The sequence below is a fragment of the Micromonospora sp. DT48 genome (assembly GCF_049844495.1).
Classification (GTDB): domain Bacteria; phylum Actinomycetota; class Actinomycetes; order Mycobacteriales; family Micromonosporaceae; genus Micromonospora.
Genome location: NZ_JBNCLE010000010.1, coordinates 1 through 14,666, shown reverse-complemented (window position 1 = coordinate 14,666; position 14,666 = coordinate 1). Strand labels below are relative to the sequence as shown.

Here is a 14,666-nt window from a genome sequence, read left to right as displayed (position 1 = left end):
GTCTCGCCGCCCTGGTCACTCGGTATCGAAGCAGATCACCGGTGATGACACCACTGTCGTCGGTCGGCAATCGGCGACGTCCAGCGGTTCGCCCCAGGCACACAGCACGTCCCGCCGACCTCGGTAGGCACGCCGACCATGCGCGGTCAGGATGTTGTCGAGCACGAGCACGTCACCGGCGGCCAGCGACACCTCGACGGCGACCTCGGCGTAGGCGGCCTCGATGCCGGTGACCTCGGTGGCGGTCAGTGGCGACCCGTCACCGGCCTGCGTGTTGAACGCCAGGTCGTCCCCAAACGCCTGGCGCATCACCTGCCGCTCGACCGGGTCGAGTCCCCACTCGTTGAGGAACCCCGCGTGGTTGAACCAGCACGGCTCTCCGGTCTCCGGGTGATGTACCACGGCGGCCCGTCGCCGTACGGTCCGCAGGGTCGTCCCGTCGAGCCAGCGATGGTCGACGAGTTCGCGGCGCAGCGCCTCGGCCAGGTCCGCCCGGGTGTCGACGCCGAACGCCTCCCGCCAGCCGACCCCGATCCGTTCCCGGAACGTACGCGCCAACAGCCAGCCCTGCGTACGCAGGCGGTCCCGGACCTCGGCCGGGACCCGGTCGAGCACCCGGCGGGCGTCGGCGAGCACGACCTGCCCGCCGGAGTCGGCCGGACGACGGCAGGCCACCAGCGCCACCCGGGGGATCCTGAGCCGGTAGCTCTGCTCGTGCTGCGGGCACAGTTCCCGGTCGGCGGGCCACTGGAAGTCGCCGTGCACGTCGTGTCCGTGGGCGGGGCGGGGCGCGAACGGCTCGTGCGATCCCACGGCGACGTCGACCAGCGCCGCCCGGATCCCGGCCACGTCGGCGGCGTCCCGCACCGACAGTCCGCGCAGCAACACCGCCCCGGTGGTGTGCAGCAGCGTCCGCAGTTCACCGCGTCGGTGCCGTACCCACTCCACGTCGCCCGCGCCCGGCGGGACATCGACGGTGACGGGTCGGTTGGTCATCGTCCACCTCGCTACCCTGGTCGTATCGACGGCGCTGGTGCACGGTGGACACCCTAGTCCGGGAATCCGTGAGGCCGTGATGACGCAACCCGATCCCCGCACCCTGGCGTTCTCGCTACGACTGTTCCGCACGATGCTCGCCACCCAGGAGATGTTCACCGTCTACCTCGGTGTCCGGCTGGGGCTCTACGACGCCCTGCGCGACGGTGATCCCCGCACTCCGGCAGAGCTGGCCGAGGCCGCCGAGGTCGACCCCCGCTACGCCCGGGAATGGCTGGAGCAGCAGGCCACGGCGGGCATCCTGGTCGCCGTCACGGCTCCCGGTGACGCCGACCCCGACCGGCGGCGCTACGCGCTACCGGCCACCCACGCCACGGTGCTGACCGAATCCGACGATCCGGCGTCCATGGCGGCGCTGGCCGTGCTCCCCGTCGGCGGTATCGCCATGGCGCTCCCGCACCTGCTGGACGCCTACCGCACCGGTGGCCGGGTCGCCGACGAGGTCTTCGGCGACGACTGGCTGCACGGCCACTCCGGCGCCAACCGCGCGCTCTACCGGCATCAGCTCGCCGGCTGGATCGAGACCTACCTGCCCGACCTGCACGCGCGGCTCTGCGAGCCGGGCCGGCGGGTGGCGGACGTGGCCTGCGGGGTCGGCTGGTCGAGCATCGCCCTCGCCCGCGCCTATCCGGGGCTGAGCGTGACGGGGATCGACATCAGCGCCAGCGCGATCGCCCTGGCCACCGGAAACGCCGCCCGAGCGGGGCTGGCCGACCGGGTCGGCTTCACCGTCGGGGACGCCGCAGCCCAGCACGGCACGAAGGGGTACGACCTGGTCTGCCTCTTCGACGCGCTGCACGAGTTGACCGACCCGGTCGGCGTGCTGGCCGCCTGTCGTGAGTTGTGTGCCGCCGACGGCACGATGCTGGTGATGGACGCGAAGGTGGCACCGGCCTTCACCGCGCCCGGCGACGACGTGGAGCAGTTCCAGTACGCGACGAGTGTGCTGCACTGCCTGCCGGCGGCGCGGTCGGTCGAGGGCGGTGGTCACGGCACGGTGCTGCGCCCGGACGACGTACGCGCGATGGCCGCCCGGGCCGGCTACGCCGCCACCGTGGTCGTGCCGGTCCCGGACCGCTTCCACCGCCTCTACCGGTTGATGGCCTGAGCCGTCAGACCTTCCACGGGTCGTAGGAGCCGAACCCCCACACGTATCCCTCGATGTCGGCGCACGAGTAGGCCCGACCGCCGTGCGGCTGGTCGGTCGGCTCGTCGACGATGCGGGCACCGGCGGCGACGGCCCGCGCCGCGTGCGCGTCGACGTCGTCGACGATCACGTAGACGCCGCCCGGCCGGTTCTGGTCGGCGTCCAGGGGTGCCGCGTCGTCACCGACAGAGTCGATCATCAGCATGCCGGGGCCGTAGGTCAGTTCGGCGTGCGCCACCTTCCTCGGCCCCGCGTCGATCACCAGGCGGCGTTCGAATCCGAACGCCTCCACCAGCCAGTCGATCGCCTTCGGCGCGTCGTGGTAGGCCAGGACGTGGATGACTGTCGAGGACATTCTCTTCTCCTTTGGTTTCGCCGCGCCGTTGGTTTCGCCGCGACTCAGCGGCGGAGCAACCGCGCCGTCCGGCGACCGGCCACGCCGACCGCCACCAGCGCGAGCACGAGCAGGTAGCCGATGCTGATTACGGTGTTCCACCCCGGCGTGCCGACGGTGACGCCACGCAGAAGTTCGATGCCGTGATAGAGCGGGGTGCAGGCCACCAGGGCCTCCAGCACCGCCGGGTAGGTGCTCACCGGCACGTACGCGCCGGAGAAGAGCAACAGCGCGATCTGGGCCAGCGTCACGTAGTCGAAGTGCTGCCAACTCTTCATGTAGGTGGCCAGGGCGAGCCCGACCGCGCCGAAGGTCACTCCCACCAGCACCGCGGCCGGCAGCGCCACCAGGGCCCGCAGCGGTGTGGTCACCCCGAGGGCGGTCATCACCACCAGGAACGCCGTGCTGTAGAGGGTGCCCCGGATGGTCGCCCAGCCCAGCTCCCCCCAGGCGACCTCCACCGGCCGCAGCGGGGTGTTGAGTGCCGCCTCGTAGAGCCGGGCGTACTTGGCCTTGGTGAAGAAGTTCGTGGTGGCCTCGGCGACGGCGCCGTTCATCGCCGAGGCGGCGAGCATCGCCGGGGCGATGAACGTCAGGTAGGAGACCGAACGGTCACCGAGCGGCACGGTCGACACGAGGGAGCCGACACCCCACCCGAGTGCGACGAAGTAGAGCAGCGGCTCGACGAACGCCGAGGCGACCAGGAGCCAGTAGCCCTTCTTGGTGTGCAGCACCCGGACGTTGCGTCCGGTCACCGCGGCGGATCGAGCCAGGATCGCGGTCGACAGCATCACGCCCCCAGACGTTCGGCGAACTGACGCCGGGCCAGCAGCAGGCCGCCGACCGCCCAGATCAGCAGGTAGCCCACGTGCGCCGGCACCGGCCAGGCGGTCTCGGTGGCCGCGGTCGCGGCCCGTGCCAGCTCGACTCCGTGCCACAACGGCGTTGCGAAGATCAACGGCTGCAACACCCCGGGTATCTCGGAGACCGGGAAGAAGATCCCCGCGAACAGCATCATGGGCAGCAACACGAACCGGTTGACCATGGCCATCACCCCGGGGTCCTCGGCGGTGGCGGAGAACGCGCACATCGGGGCCGCCGTCGCCAGACCGACCAGGAGGCCGACCAGCGGGGCCAGCAACGCGCCCCACGACGAGACCGTGCCGAACACGACCATCACCACGAGGAAGGACACCGTCGCCACGAGCACCCGCAGCGCGGCGTACGCCAGATGACCCACCACCAGGTCGGACGGTCCGGGCGGGGCCGCCGCGATGACGTGGTACATCCGCTGCCACCGGAAGTTGTTCATCACCGGGGTGGCCGAGTCCATCATGGCCACCTGCATCGCCGTGTGGGCCAGCAGACCGGGCGCGACGAACTCGGCGTACGGCACTCCGAGCACCGGAGTACGGTCGACGTACTCGCCGAGGACCACGCCGAGACCCAGCAGGAAGAGCACCGGGGTGAGGAACGAGCTGGCCAACGTGCCGCGCCAGGTCTGCCGGTAGCACGCCACGTGGTACTCGAAGACCGCCCGGCCACGGGTCAGGGCGCTGGTCGCCATCTACGCCTCCACCAGGGTGCGACCGGTCAGTTTGAGGAAGACGTCCTCAAGGCTGGCCCGCCGGACCAACACCCCGGTCGGGGCGACACCACGGGCGTAGACGGCCGGCACGGTGGCGTCACCGTCGTCGACGTAGAGCAGGATGCGGTCGGGCAGCACCTCGACCCGCTGGCCGACGTCGGTCAGCTTGTCGGCGTGGGCGTCGAGGTCGTCGCTGCCGAAACGAAGCTCGACCACCTCCCGTGGGGCGTGCTCCGTCACCAACGCCGCCGGTGCCCCCTCGGCCACGATCCGGCCCTCGTCGATGACGATCACCCGGTCGCACAGCTGCTCGGCCTCGTCGAGGTAGTGGGTCGTCAGCAGCAGCGTCACGCCGCGTCGCTTCAGCCGGAACAGCCGTTCCCACAGCAGGTGCCGGGCCTGCGGGTCCAGACCGCTGGTCGGCTCGTCCAGCATCAGCAGCTCGGGGTCGTTGACCAACGCACGCGCGATCGCCAGTCGGCGGCGCATGCCGCCGGAGAGCTGGTCCATCCGGCTGTCGGCCCGGTCGGCGAGCTGCATGAATTCGAGCTGCGCGTCCGCCCGCTGGCGTGCCTCCGAGCGCGAGTAGCCGAAGTAGCGCGCGTAGGTGACCAGGTTGTCCCGAACCGACAGGTCCATGTCGAGGCTGTCCTCCTGGGGACAAACCCCCAGGCGTTCCCGGATGGCCGGTCCGTCACGACGTGGATCGAGCCCGAGGACGGTCAACTCGCCATCGGTGATGTCGGTGACGCAGCCGATCATCCGCATGGTGGACGACTTGCCGGCACCGTTGGGCCCGAGGATGCCCACGGCCTCGCCGCGGGCGACATCGAGATCGATACCGGCCACGGCAACCCGGTCGCCGTAACGTTTCACGAGTCCACGGGATCTGACCAGAGATGACTCGATGCTCATGCGTCCATGCTCAACCGGGACCGGTACCGGCGGTCAAGGTGAACGTTCGACTGCGCAGCCGAGGCAGTCGAACGGCCCGGCGGCGTCGGCCCGCGTTCGGCAGCGACGCTTGCGGCCTTCCCGGTGGCCGGCCGTACGGTGACGGCCTGCTACTGCCCCGACTGGGAAGGACCGACCATGCCGGACACGATCGTACGCGGCCGGATCATGTTGATGATGTACGACGACATCGCGGCCGCCCATGACTACCTGGTCGAGGTCTTCGGACTGGAGGCCGGTGTGGTGATCCGGGACGACCAGGGCCGCGTCGATCACGGTGAGGTGACCGCCGGCGACGGTGTCATCTGGCTGCACCCGGTGCAGGAGGACATGAAGCTCGCCCCGCCCAGCTCCGTCGGCGCGGCCACCGCGAGCATGGCCATCCTCGTCGACGACGTCGACGCCCACTTCCGGCACGCCCGCGAGAAGGGTGCCGCGATCGAACACGAGCCGGTCGACCAGGAGTACGGCTACCGCGAGTACAGCGCGCGGGACCCGGAGGGCCACCTCTGGTCGTTCATGAAAGCTCTCTCCTGACGTAGGAGAACCAACGGACCGGGCCGCCGGTGACGAGGTGTTCGAAGAACCTCGCCCACCGGTCGGCCCGTACCGCTTGAGCGCCGAGGTCCCGACGCTCCCCCGCTGTCGCTCAGCGCGCCTCACCCGCGAACACGACATCGGCGATCGCGGCCAGCGACTCCTTCGACCCGCCGGTCGACAGGGCCCGGCGATACCACCAGTGCACCGGGAACTCCCAGGTGACTCCCATCGCACCGAACACCCCAACGGCCGCCTCGCAGGTCAGCACCGCTGCCCGGCGGGCGGCCACGACCGCGCTGGCGGTGGCGTCCGCCGGTCCCCCCGCCGGTCCGTCGTGGGCCGCAGCGGCCCGCCAGACCAGTGACCGCGCCAGTTCGACATCGGCGTAGCACTCCGCCAACCGGTGACTCACCGCCTGGTAGGAGCCGATCGGCCGACCGAACTGGGTACGGACCTTGGCGTGCTCCACGGCGAACTCCAGCGCCCGCTCAGCCACCCCGACCGCCTCGGCGGCGAGCAGCACGGCCGCCCGATCCCGGATCCGCGCCAGCAAACCGGCGGCGTCGGGCGGACCGGCCAGCAGCCGCGCCCGCGTACCGTCGAAGGTGAGATCGCTGACCACCCGCAACGGATCGATGCCCTCGGCCGGGGCACAGACCGGGCCGGTCGGGCCAGCCGGCACGGCGAACAGCGCCACCTCGCCGTCGGCGACGGCGACGACGACGAACTCGGTCGCCGGGGCGGCGTCGACAGCCGACGCCACGCCGTCGATCCGCCAGCCACCGGAGTCCCGGCTCGCGGCCGGCACCGTCGCACCGCCGCCCTGACCGTCCACCATGGTCGCCGGTCCGGGCGGTGACTCACCCGCCGCGTGATACGCCGGCAGCGCCAGCCCGACCGTCGTCCACCAGGGCACCGGCAGCAGCGCGTACCCGAGTTCCCCGGCCAGCAGGGTCAGCTCCACCGCCGACAGCTCGGGATCCACCCACCCCTGCCGGATCAACTCGGGCCAGGTGCCGCTGGCCCACCCGCCGTTGTCGGCCAGTACGGCGACGGTCGCGGGCGAACAGGCCGCACGTAGGAACCGGCGCGCCGCCTCCCGCAGGTCGAGCTGATCGCGGGTGAGAGTCAGATCCACCAGTCCACCTCCGGCTCCTCGTTGCCTGTCGGGCTTAGCTCCTGTGTCGAAGCCGGCCAGGGACTTCCACCAGGCCCTACCGCGACCGGGGCAGGCCGAGCACCCGCTCGGCCACGATGCCGCGCAGGATCTCGGAGGTGCCTCCCTCGATCGTCGACGTCCGGCTGCACAGCAGTTCCCGCTCCCAGTGGGCCCGCCAGGGCGACCGTGGTGCGGCCACCTCGAAGCCGAGGGCGCACACCCGCTGGTCCACCTCGGACCAACGGAGTTTCAGCACCGTCGCCTCGGGAGCCGGATCGCCGCCCTGCGCGGAGGCCACCGCCCGGTGCGCGGTGCACCGCAGCGCCTCCACCTCCACGTACAGGGCCGCCACCTGCTCGCGGACCGAACGGTCCCGGTCGACACCGGCCGCCACCACGGTCCGCCGCAGCCGGTCGAACTGCACGGCCAGCCGGGCGACGAGGGTCACGGCGAGGGTGCCGCGCTCGTGGGCGAGGGTGGTCATGGCCACCCGCCAGCCGCCGTCCACCGGGCCGACCGCCGCCGACTCGGGCACCGCCACGTCGGTGAGGGTGATCCGGCTGAAGGCGGCGTCACCGGAGATCCGACGCAACGGCTGGACCGTCACGCCCGGCGTCGACATGTCGACGAGGAAACAGGTCAGGCCGTCGTGTCGACCCGCCGACCCGCTGGTACGGGCCAGCAACATGCAGGCATCGGCGCTGTCGGCGTACGAGGACCAGACCTTCTCCCCGGTGATGCGGTAGCCGCCGTCCGGAGCCGGGATCGCCCGGGTGCGGATGGCGGCGAGGTCCGAGCCGGCCTCCGGTTCCGAGAAGCCCTGGCAGAACAGGGTGTCGCCACGGAGGATCCCCGGCAGGTAGGTGTCGCGCTGGGCGGCCGTGCCGTGGCGGATCACCGTCGGCCCCACCATGTTGAGTCCGACGAGATTGGCGTGGTCGGGTGCACCGGCTCGGGCCGACTCCGCGACGAAGATCTCCTGGATGGCCGGTGGTGCGCCACGACCGCCGTACGCGACCGGCCAGGCCAGCCCGGCGTACCCGCCTGCCCAGAGCGTCCGGTTCCACGCGCGTAGTTGCTCCGGGGTCCATCGGCGGGTGCCCACCTCCGGCGCGGGCGGCAGGTGTTCACGCAGCCAGACCAGCAGGTTCTTCCGGAACTCCGCCTCCTGCTCGTCATCGTGCAGCCGCATGGCGGCCGATGCTAGGCGACACTGTGCGTGTGCGGGAATCCGTGCGTACGAACGGTTCCGGCCACCTCGTCGGGGTCAGCCGCTGCGGTAGCCGGCCGCCTGGATCGCGTACAGCTCGGCGTACCGGCCGCCAGCGGCCATCAACTCCTCGTGGCTGCCCACCTCCGCCACCCGGGCCCCGTTGAGCACCACGATCACGTCGGCCATCCGGGCGGTGGAGAACCGGTGCGAGACGAGGACGGTGACCCGTCCGGTTCCGGTGTCGCTGCGCGCGCCGGCCGCGTACCGTTCGAACAGGGCGTGCTCGGTCTCCGCGTCCAGCGCCGCAGTCGGCTCGTCGAGCACCAGCAGCAACGGTTGGTCCCGCATGAACCCACGCGCCAGCGCGACCTTCTGCCACTGTCCGAAGGAGACTTCGACGCCGTCCGGCCATTCCTTACCCAACTGGGTGTCCAGGCCCCGGGGCAGCGCGGCGACCACCTCGTCGGCACCGGCCCGCGCCACCGCGCCGACGATCGCGGGCTCCTGCTCGACCCGGGGCAGGTCACCCACGCCGATCGCCTGCCCGGCGCGCAGCTCGAAACGGTAGAAGTCCTGGTACGCACCGGCCAGCCGGGTACGCCAGGACTCCGCCGAGATGGTGTCGAGGTCACGGCCGTCGACCAGGATGCGGCCGCTGGTCGGCGAGTAGAACTTCGACAACAGCTTGATCAGGGTGCTCTTGCCGGCACCGTTCTCGCCGACCAACGCCACCACGGACCCGGCCGGCAGCGTCAACGTCACGTCTTCGAGCGCCAGCCGGTCGCTGTTGGGGTAGGCGAACGAGACGTTCTCCAGTCGGATCCCGTCGACGAGGCGATCGGGAGCGGGAGCCTCGGCATCCCGGTCGAAGGACGCCACGTAGTCCTCCAGCCAGCTGAGCCGACGGGCACCGTCGATCCACATGCCGCGCAGGAAGCCGATCTCCCCCACCGTCGCGCTGACGTACGCGGACAGCCGGGCACCGGCAGCCAGCACCAACAGCACATCGCCCGCCGGTGCCCGCAGCACCTCCGCGACGTAGGCGATGGCGCCCACGTAGCCCAGCCCGAACACGATCCAGGCGAACGAGTGCCACACCGCCGACCTGTTCCGGGGGCGGGCGACAATCGCGTACCACCTGTCCCAGGCCGCGCGGCGCTCCCGGCTCAGCCGTGGGCCGACGCCGCTGACCCGTACCTCCTTGGCCGGCCCGGCGGTGGTCGCGGTGACGTAGAGGTGCCGGGCCAGCCGCCCGGCGGCGGCGGCCTGCTCGTGGGCGGCCTGCTCGACAGCCGGACGCCAGCCGGCCATGGCCAGGGTCGGAACGGCGAACACCGCCAGCAGGATCAACACCGGGCTGATCGAGGCGAGCAGCGCGAGGGTGATGACCAGCCGCAGGATCCAGCCCAGCGTGGTGAACACCGACAGGTACATGTGGTCGAGCACGAAGACCTGGTCCCGCAGCACGGCCAGCCGGTCGAGGTAGTCCGGCCGTTCGTGGTGGGCGATGGTGGACACCCGGGCCTGTAGCCGGGCGACGTGCGACTCCAGCTCGATCGTCACCCGATCGCGGAACCGGCGCTGTACCCGAGCCGAGATCACCGACAGGAACCAGGTCAGCGCCGCGGACGCACCCAGACCGATCAGCGCCGCGTAGATCCATCGCCGGTCACCCGTCTGCACACCGTCGCTGAGCAGCTTCAGCCAGAGCGCGAACAGCGCATCCGGTACCGCCGCCAGCAGCGCGATCCCCAGCGCGGCGAGCATCAACCGGGGCTCGTGGCGTAGACCGAACCGGCACACCCGCCACATCGACCGCAACGGCGGCGGCAGTGGGACCTCCCGCTCAGGCGAGGACATCGTCACCGGCCTCCTGCGGGTCGTCGAAACGCTGGGCCTGTAGGTCGAACATGGTGCGGTACCGCCCGTTCGCCCGCATCAACTCGTCGTGGCTGCCCGCCTCGACCACCGCGCCGTCCTCGACCACGCAGATCAGGTCGGCCATCCGGACGGTGGAGAACCGATGGGAGATCAGCACGGTGGTACAGCCCCGGGTCTCGGCCAGCACCCGCGAGAAGATCTCCAACTCGCCGCGGGCGTCGAGCTGCGCGGTCGGCTCGTCGAGCAGCACCACCCCGGCACCACCACGGACCGCGACCAACGTACGGGCCAACGCGACGCGCTGCCACTGGCCACCGGAGAGGTCGATGCCACCCGGATAGCCCTTGGCCAACACGGTGTCGAGGTCGGCCAGGCCATGTGCCCCGGCTGCGGCCAACGCCGCCGACACGGCACTGTCCGGCGCACCGGTCGGCGCGACGTTGTCGCGGAGCGGCCACTCGAACCGGATGTAGTCCTGGAACACCGCCGAGATGTGCTCGCGCCACTGCCTGACGTCGAACTGTCGGATGTCGACGCCGTCGTACTCGATGCTGCCCTCGTCAGGGTCGTAGAGGCGGCAGATCAGCTTCGCCAGTGTCGTCTTGCCGGCGCCGTTACGGCCGACGATCGCCACCGACGAGCCGGCCGGCACCGTCAGGTCCAGCGAGCGCAGCACCGGCGTGTCGGTGCCCGGATAGCTGAAGGTCACGCCGCGCAGCCGCAACTCTCCGCTGCCCGAAACGGGCTGCGGGGTCAGCGAACCAGGCGGGCCCGGTAGCGCACCGGCGGCCATCATCGGCGCGTGTAGCCGCAGCACGGCGGCGACCGGGGCGGCAGCCGAGTCGAGCGACCAGTTGAGCCCACCGAACGCGATCGCGACCGCCCCGATCGCCGCCTGGGCGAACGTCACCGCCGCGCCGAGCGCGAGCCCGCCCCCGACCAGGTCCCGGCCGATCGCGCCGAACACGATCAGGTTGCCTGCCAACACGACGGCCAGGCTCGCCAACACCGACCGCTCGCGCAGCCGGGTGGCCTCGAACTGAAGTTCGTGCAATCTGCGACGACGCAGTACGAACCGATTCAGCACCCAGTCGGCCAGCCCGAAGAGGCGGATCTCCTTGGCCGGGGCGGGATCAACGGCCAACCGGTAGTGGTATTCCGCCTCCTGCTGCGCTCGCCGCACCACGTCGGTGTTGCGGTCCCGCCAGACCCCACTCTCCCGCAGCAGCCAGTGCGTGGCCAACCAGCAACCGGCCAGGATCGGTGGCGCCCACCAGGCGTAGCCGAAGAGCACCAACGCACAGGCGACACCGCTGACGAAGGAGACGATGCCGTCGGCGATGAACCCCATCGCCAGCCGCAGCGGCGGCGCGCTCTGGCCGAGATCGAAGTCCCGGGCTGCCGCCTGGTCGGCGGCCAACTCCGGGCTCTCCAGGTGCCCGAGGCCAGGCGGCTCAAGGCAGTAGTCGGTCAGCCGGTCGTAGAGCCAGGCGGCGGTCTGGTCACCGAGGTTACGGCTCAGCGCCATGTGGATCGGGCCGAGCACCTGCATGCCCAGGAAGATCACGCCGGTGACGACCAGCGGAGCGGTGAGCGGCGCGCCGTCGTCGATCGCCCCGATCAGCCACCCCATCACCACCGCGAAGCCCGCCGGGAGCGCGCCACGCAGCAGCACGATCGCCCACCACAGCCCGGCGAGCCCCGGCCGCGCCCGGAACGTCGTGGCGAAGAACTGCCACTCCTGCCGCTGGCGCAGCCGGCCCACGTTCTGCTGTGCGGGGAGGGTCACGATGGCGATGATGCCACCGATCACCCCCGCCGTCAGGCAGCGCCGGGCGTATGAACGGCGACCGCGACGACTCGTACGGCTTGCCGCCGCCCCTGCGACACCTGTACCCAGATAAGCCGGAGCAGGCATCGAGGCAGGTGATACGTGATCCGAACCGATCTGCTCGTCCGCTCTCCCATCTACACCATCGGTCTCGTCCACACGCTCGCCGCCGCCGGAGTCGAGGTCGTGGGCGTACGTCGCTCACCCGCCGAGGAACCGGCCGGTTCAGCCGAGGCCGCCATCGTCGACCTCGACGGGCTTCCGGTCTCCGACGGCGTCGGCGCGATCGCCGACGCCGCCCGGCGGCTACGCGTACTCGTGCTCGACGGCGGCCCGGCCGACGACCGCACGGCCTACCTACGCGCCGGTGCCCTCGGGGTGGTCGACCGGCACGCGCCGGCCGACCAGATCGTCGACGCGGTACGCACCCTCGGTGGGACGGACCACGTCGACGACTCCCCGCCCGGCCGCGCACTGTCCGAACGGGAGAGTCAGGTGCTGACGCAGATCTCGCACGGCCTGACCCACTGGCAGATCGCGACCCGGCTCGGCCTCAGCCCGAACACCGTCGACACGTACGTCAAACGCATCCGCGCCAAGCTCGGCGTGAGCAACAAGGCCGAACTCACCCGGGCCGCGCTGCTCGGCCGGTTCCACCCGTCGGTGACCTGGGCTGGCTCGGCGGCACGTGATGTCGCCGCCGAGCCGCCACAGTTCGCCTAGCCGGCCAGCACCGCCCGCTCGGGGCTCCGCGCGACGAGTCGCAGCAGCGGTAGGGCGATGAGCAGCGCGACTGCGACCAAAGTGGAGCTGACCCACACCGGGCCGAGGTCGCCGGAATCGGCGCCGAGAGCCGCTGCGGCCAGGACAGGCCCGCCGGCAGCACCGATGTTGAGCGCCGCAGTCGCATACGAACCACCCATGGTGGGTGCGCCGGCCGCCTCGTACAGCACCCTGGCGATCAGGGTGCTGCCCAGCGCGAACGACAGCGCACCCTGCACGAACACCAGCGGCAGAAGCGCCATCGGCCGAGCGGCCAGGCTCGCCATCGCGACCCAGCCGAGCAACAGCGCCGGGCCACCGACTGCGATCACGATCCCGGGACGCCGATCGGAGAACCGCCCCGCGACGGTGACACCGACGAAGGAACCGACCCCGAAGAGCACCAGGGCGACCGACACCCACAGTTCGCCCAGCCCGGCGGTGTCGGTCACAATCGGCGCCAGGAAGGTGAACGTGGCGAAGGTCGCGGCGTTGACCAGGGCACCGAGCAGCATGACCAGGGCCAGCCTCGGCCTGGTGAGTTGGGCGACCTCCTCCCACAGTGACGAGGTGGGCACACCGTCCAGATCGGTCCCACCGACGCGGGCGGGGATGCCCTTCACGACGCCGAGGGCAGCGGGCAGACAGAGCAGTGCGATCGCCCAGAAGGTCGCCCGCCAGCCGAGCATCGCGCCGAGCAGCGCGCCGCCGGGTACTCCGGCGATGGTGGCCACCGTCGTACCCGAGAGCAACACCGCCAGGGCGCGCCCTTTCTGATCAGCCGCGACGAGCGTCGCGGCCGTGGTCAGGGCCACCGCCAGGAAGCCCGCGTTGGCCAGTGCCGCGATCACGCGGCTGACCAGCAGCACCGCGAAACTCGTCGTGAGAGCGCCCGCGACATGGGCCACGGCGAAGACCAGCACGAAGGTCAACAGGCTGGCCCGGGCAGGCCAGCGACGCGCCAGCAACGCCATCAACGGCGCGCCGACAACCATGCCGACGGCGAACGCCGAGGTCAGAAGCCCAGCAGCCCCGACCGACACGTCGAGGCTCGCGGCGATGTCCGGCACCAGGCCGGCGAGCATGAACTCCGAGGTACCCATGGCGAAGACCGCCACGGCAAGCAGGTAGAGCGGAAGAGGCATCGACAACTCCGAGGTGAGCGAGAGGAAGGGAAGGCGTCTCGTCACCGCGGCCAGCGCCCCAACAGGCGTACGCGCGCATGCGCATGCCCCAGCAGCGCAGACTGCTGGGCAGCGACCTAGGAACTCAGTGGTTCAGGGGGCTGACGGCGTGACCGAAAGCCCCCACCTTGGATGCCTCAGGGCTCGACATGACGCAAACACTACTCAAACCCGTCGCCCCTCAGGCAACCTGATTTTCCGACCTCAGCCATCCCACAGCCCAGCGCGACGCTGGGGCGACAGAGCCTGAACCGACCGACCGCCACAGCCGACCCGATGTCCGGGAGTGAGTCTTCCGACAGGACTCTCAAATTCGGCGGCTCGCCGTCGGCGTGTAGAGCGTGCGGAATCGCTTCCCGGTTGGGCTTGCGCGGTCAGGGCGTCCACGAACGCCGCGAAGACGTCCGGGTCGATGGTGTACTCGTCCCGTCGGATGCCGGGTCCGACGCCTGACGGGCGCCCAGCGATCAGCACCATCGCTGCGGTCATGCGGGCGAACAGTTGCGCGACTGTGCTGGACGGATTCCACAACACAAGATCGCCGACCTGGAAATACTGACTCACCGCGTCATGACCCAAGGCCGAACATCTGAAGCACGCTCGAGGCCGCGTTTTTGGGTTGAGTTGTGCCGGATCTGTGCCAAATGATCAATGGCCAGCGTTTCCGCTGGTCATTGATGGTGTGGGTGGAGCTGAGGGGATTTGAACCCCTGACCCCCTCGATGCGAACGAGGTGCGCTACCGGTCTGCGCCACAGCCCCTCCGCCGGTCGACCGGCGTCGGTCCCACCCGGCTGTCACCGGGCGGGCCGGCGACAAGGCTAACAGGTCGAGCGCTCCCGCCGCGAACCACCCCGCCACCCCGGCTCCACAAGATCCGCGCAGTTTCCCCGAAGTTGTCGCCTCCCCGCGCCTTCCCACGCCTCCCCACGCCTCGGCGCGCGGCGCGCGCCGAGGG

Annotated in this window: 14 protein-coding genes and 1 tRNA gene; 3 read left to right on the top strand and 12 right to left on the bottom strand. The window is 70.9% G+C overall.

Annotation, left to right across the window (positions count from 1 at the left end):
- Window positions 1–15 precede the first annotated feature (15 nt).
- Window positions 16–996, bottom strand: a complete 981-nt coding sequence (locus ACLQ2S_RS13505) for a TauD/TfdA family dioxygenase (protein ID WP_155215244.1) — start codon at window positions 994–996, stop codon at window positions 16–18.
- Between the two features lie 79 nt (window positions 997–1,075).
- On the opposite strand from ACLQ2S_RS13505, the gene ACLQ2S_RS13500 reads away from it, so the two are divergent.
- Entirely contained in the window at window positions 1,076–2,164 is a 1,089-nt protein-coding gene (locus tag ACLQ2S_RS13500) for a class I SAM-dependent methyltransferase (RefSeq protein WP_155215245.1), read from the top strand.
- A 4-nt stretch (window positions 2,165–2,168) separates the two neighbouring features.
- Here the strand turns inward: ACLQ2S_RS13500 and ACLQ2S_RS13495 are convergent, their stop codons facing one another.
- The 4 genes from ACLQ2S_RS13495 to ACLQ2S_RS13480 are packed head-to-tail and all read right to left on the bottom strand — an operon-like array spanning window position 2,169 to window position 5,100.
- Entirely contained in the window at window positions 2,169–2,558 is a 390-nt protein-coding gene (locus ACLQ2S_RS13495; RefSeq protein WP_155215246.1) for a VOC family protein, read from the bottom strand.
- A gap of 44 nt (window positions 2,559–2,602) precedes the next feature.
- A complete protein-coding gene (locus ACLQ2S_RS13490) occupies window positions 2,603–3,388 on the bottom strand; it encodes an ABC transporter permease (RefSeq protein ID WP_155215415.1) in 786 nt (261 codons plus the stop codon).
- The gene (locus tag ACLQ2S_RS13485; protein WP_155215247.1) at window positions 3,388–4,164 is read right to left on the bottom strand and encodes an ABC transporter permease; all 777 of its coding nucleotides are present in this window, start codon (window positions 4,162–4,164) and stop codon (window positions 3,388–3,390) included. The genes ACLQ2S_RS13490 and ACLQ2S_RS13485 overlap by 1 nt, the downstream gene beginning before the upstream one ends.
- Complete coding sequence (locus ACLQ2S_RS13480; protein ID WP_155215248.1) at window positions 4,165–5,100, bottom strand: ABC transporter ATP-binding protein; 936 nt, start codon at window positions 5,098–5,100, stop codon at window positions 4,165–4,167.
- A gap of 177 nt (window positions 5,101–5,277) precedes the next feature.
- On the opposite strand from ACLQ2S_RS13480, the gene ACLQ2S_RS13475 reads away from it, so the two are divergent.
- The gene (locus ACLQ2S_RS13475) at window positions 5,278–5,676 is read left to right on the top strand and encodes a VOC family protein (protein ID WP_155215249.1); all 399 of its coding nucleotides are present in this window, start codon (window positions 5,278–5,280) and stop codon (window positions 5,674–5,676) included.
- Window positions 5,677–5,788: 112 nt separating this feature from the next.
- Here ACLQ2S_RS13475 and ACLQ2S_RS13470 read toward each other — a convergent pair whose 3' ends face one another.
- From ACLQ2S_RS13470 to ACLQ2S_RS13455, 4 genes are all read right to left on the bottom strand, one after another.
- Window positions 5,789–6,817, bottom strand: coding sequence for an acyl-CoA dehydrogenase family protein (locus ACLQ2S_RS13470; protein WP_155215250.1), 1,029 nt, complete (start codon window positions 6,815–6,817; stop codon window positions 5,789–5,791).
- A 76-nt stretch (window positions 6,818–6,893) separates the two neighbouring features.
- The gene (locus tag ACLQ2S_RS13465; RefSeq protein WP_155215251.1) at window positions 6,894–8,030 is read right to left on the bottom strand and encodes an acyl-CoA dehydrogenase family protein; all 1,137 of its coding nucleotides are present in this window, start codon (window positions 8,028–8,030) and stop codon (window positions 6,894–6,896) included.
- A 75-nt stretch (window positions 8,031–8,105) separates the two neighbouring features.
- Window positions 8,106–9,911 (bottom strand): ABC transporter ATP-binding protein, encoded by a 1,806-nt coding sequence (locus tag ACLQ2S_RS13460; RefSeq protein ID WP_155215252.1) that lies wholly within the window; start codon window positions 9,909–9,911, stop codon window positions 8,106–8,108.
- Complete coding sequence (locus ACLQ2S_RS13455; protein ID WP_309222741.1) at window positions 9,898–11,721, bottom strand: ABC transporter ATP-binding protein; 1,824 nt, start codon at window positions 11,719–11,721, stop codon at window positions 9,898–9,900. The genes ACLQ2S_RS13460 and ACLQ2S_RS13455 overlap by 14 nt, the downstream gene beginning before the upstream one ends.
- Before the next feature lie 144 nt (window positions 11,722–11,865).
- Here ACLQ2S_RS13455 and ACLQ2S_RS13450 point away from each other — a divergent pair, with 144 nt between their 5' ends.
- The gene (locus ACLQ2S_RS13450; protein ID WP_309222742.1) at window positions 11,866–12,486 is read left to right on the top strand and encodes a response regulator transcription factor; all 621 of its coding nucleotides are present in this window, start codon (window positions 11,866–11,868) and stop codon (window positions 12,484–12,486) included.
- Here the strand turns inward: ACLQ2S_RS13450 and ACLQ2S_RS13445 are convergent.
- The 3 genes from ACLQ2S_RS13445 to ACLQ2S_RS13435 all read right to left on the bottom strand — a co-directional run bounded on the left by ACLQ2S_RS13445 (window position 12,483) and on the right by ACLQ2S_RS13435 (window position 14,470).
- Complete coding sequence (locus ACLQ2S_RS13445; RefSeq protein ID WP_155215254.1) at window positions 12,483–13,670, bottom strand: Cmx/CmrA family chloramphenicol efflux MFS transporter; 1,188 nt, start codon at window positions 13,668–13,670, stop codon at window positions 12,483–12,485. The two genes, ACLQ2S_RS13450 and ACLQ2S_RS13445, sit on opposite strands and share 4 nt — an antisense overlap.
- A gap of 243 nt (window positions 13,671–13,913) precedes the next feature.
- The gene (locus ACLQ2S_RS13440) at window positions 13,914–14,273 is read right to left on the bottom strand and encodes a DUF6086 family protein (RefSeq protein ID WP_375335290.1); all 360 of its coding nucleotides are present in this window, start codon (window positions 14,271–14,273) and stop codon (window positions 13,914–13,916) included.
- A 123-nt stretch (window positions 14,274–14,396) separates the two neighbouring features.
- A tRNA-Ala gene (locus tag ACLQ2S_RS13435) sits at window positions 14,397–14,470 on the bottom strand.
- Between the last annotated feature and the right edge of the window lie 196 nt (window positions 14,471–14,666).

Excerpts from the sequence above, each read along its gene's own strand:
- ACLQ2S_RS13490 (WP_155215415.1), bottom strand. The coding sequence starts at position 3,388 with ATGCTGTCGACCGCGATCCTGGCTCGATCCGCCGCGGTGACCGGACGC.
- ACLQ2S_RS13445 (WP_155215254.1), bottom strand. The coding sequence starts at position 13,670 with ATGCCTCTTCCGCTCTACCTGCTTGCCGTGGCGGTCTTCGCCATGGGT.
- ACLQ2S_RS13500 (WP_155215245.1), top strand. The coding sequence starts at position 1,076 with ATGACGCAACCCGATCCCCGCACCCTGGCGTTCTCGCTACGACTGTTC.
- ACLQ2S_RS13495 (WP_155215246.1), bottom strand. The coding sequence starts at position 2,558 with ATGTCCTCGACAGTCATCCACGTCCTGGCCTACCACGACGCGCCGAAG.
- ACLQ2S_RS13505 (WP_155215244.1), bottom strand. The coding sequence starts at position 996 with ATGACCAACCGACCCGTCACCGTCGATGTCCCGCCGGGCGCGGGCGAC.
- ACLQ2S_RS13460 (WP_155215252.1), bottom strand. The coding sequence starts at position 9,911 with ATGTCCTCGCCTGAGCGGGAGGTCCCACTGCCGCCGCCGTTGCGGTCG.
- ACLQ2S_RS13465 (WP_155215251.1), bottom strand. The coding sequence starts at position 8,030 with ATGCGGCTGCACGATGACGAGCAGGAGGCGGAGTTCCGGAAGAACCTG.
- ACLQ2S_RS13475 (WP_155215249.1), top strand. The coding sequence starts at position 5,278 with ATGCCGGACACGATCGTACGCGGCCGGATCATGTTGATGATGTACGAC.
- ACLQ2S_RS13480 (WP_155215248.1), bottom strand. The coding sequence starts at position 5,100 with ATGAGCATCGAGTCATCTCTGGTCAGATCCCGTGGACTCGTGAAACGT.
- ACLQ2S_RS13485 (WP_155215247.1), bottom strand. The coding sequence starts at position 4,164 with ATGGCGACCAGCGCCCTGACCCGTGGCCGGGCGGTCTTCGAGTACCAC.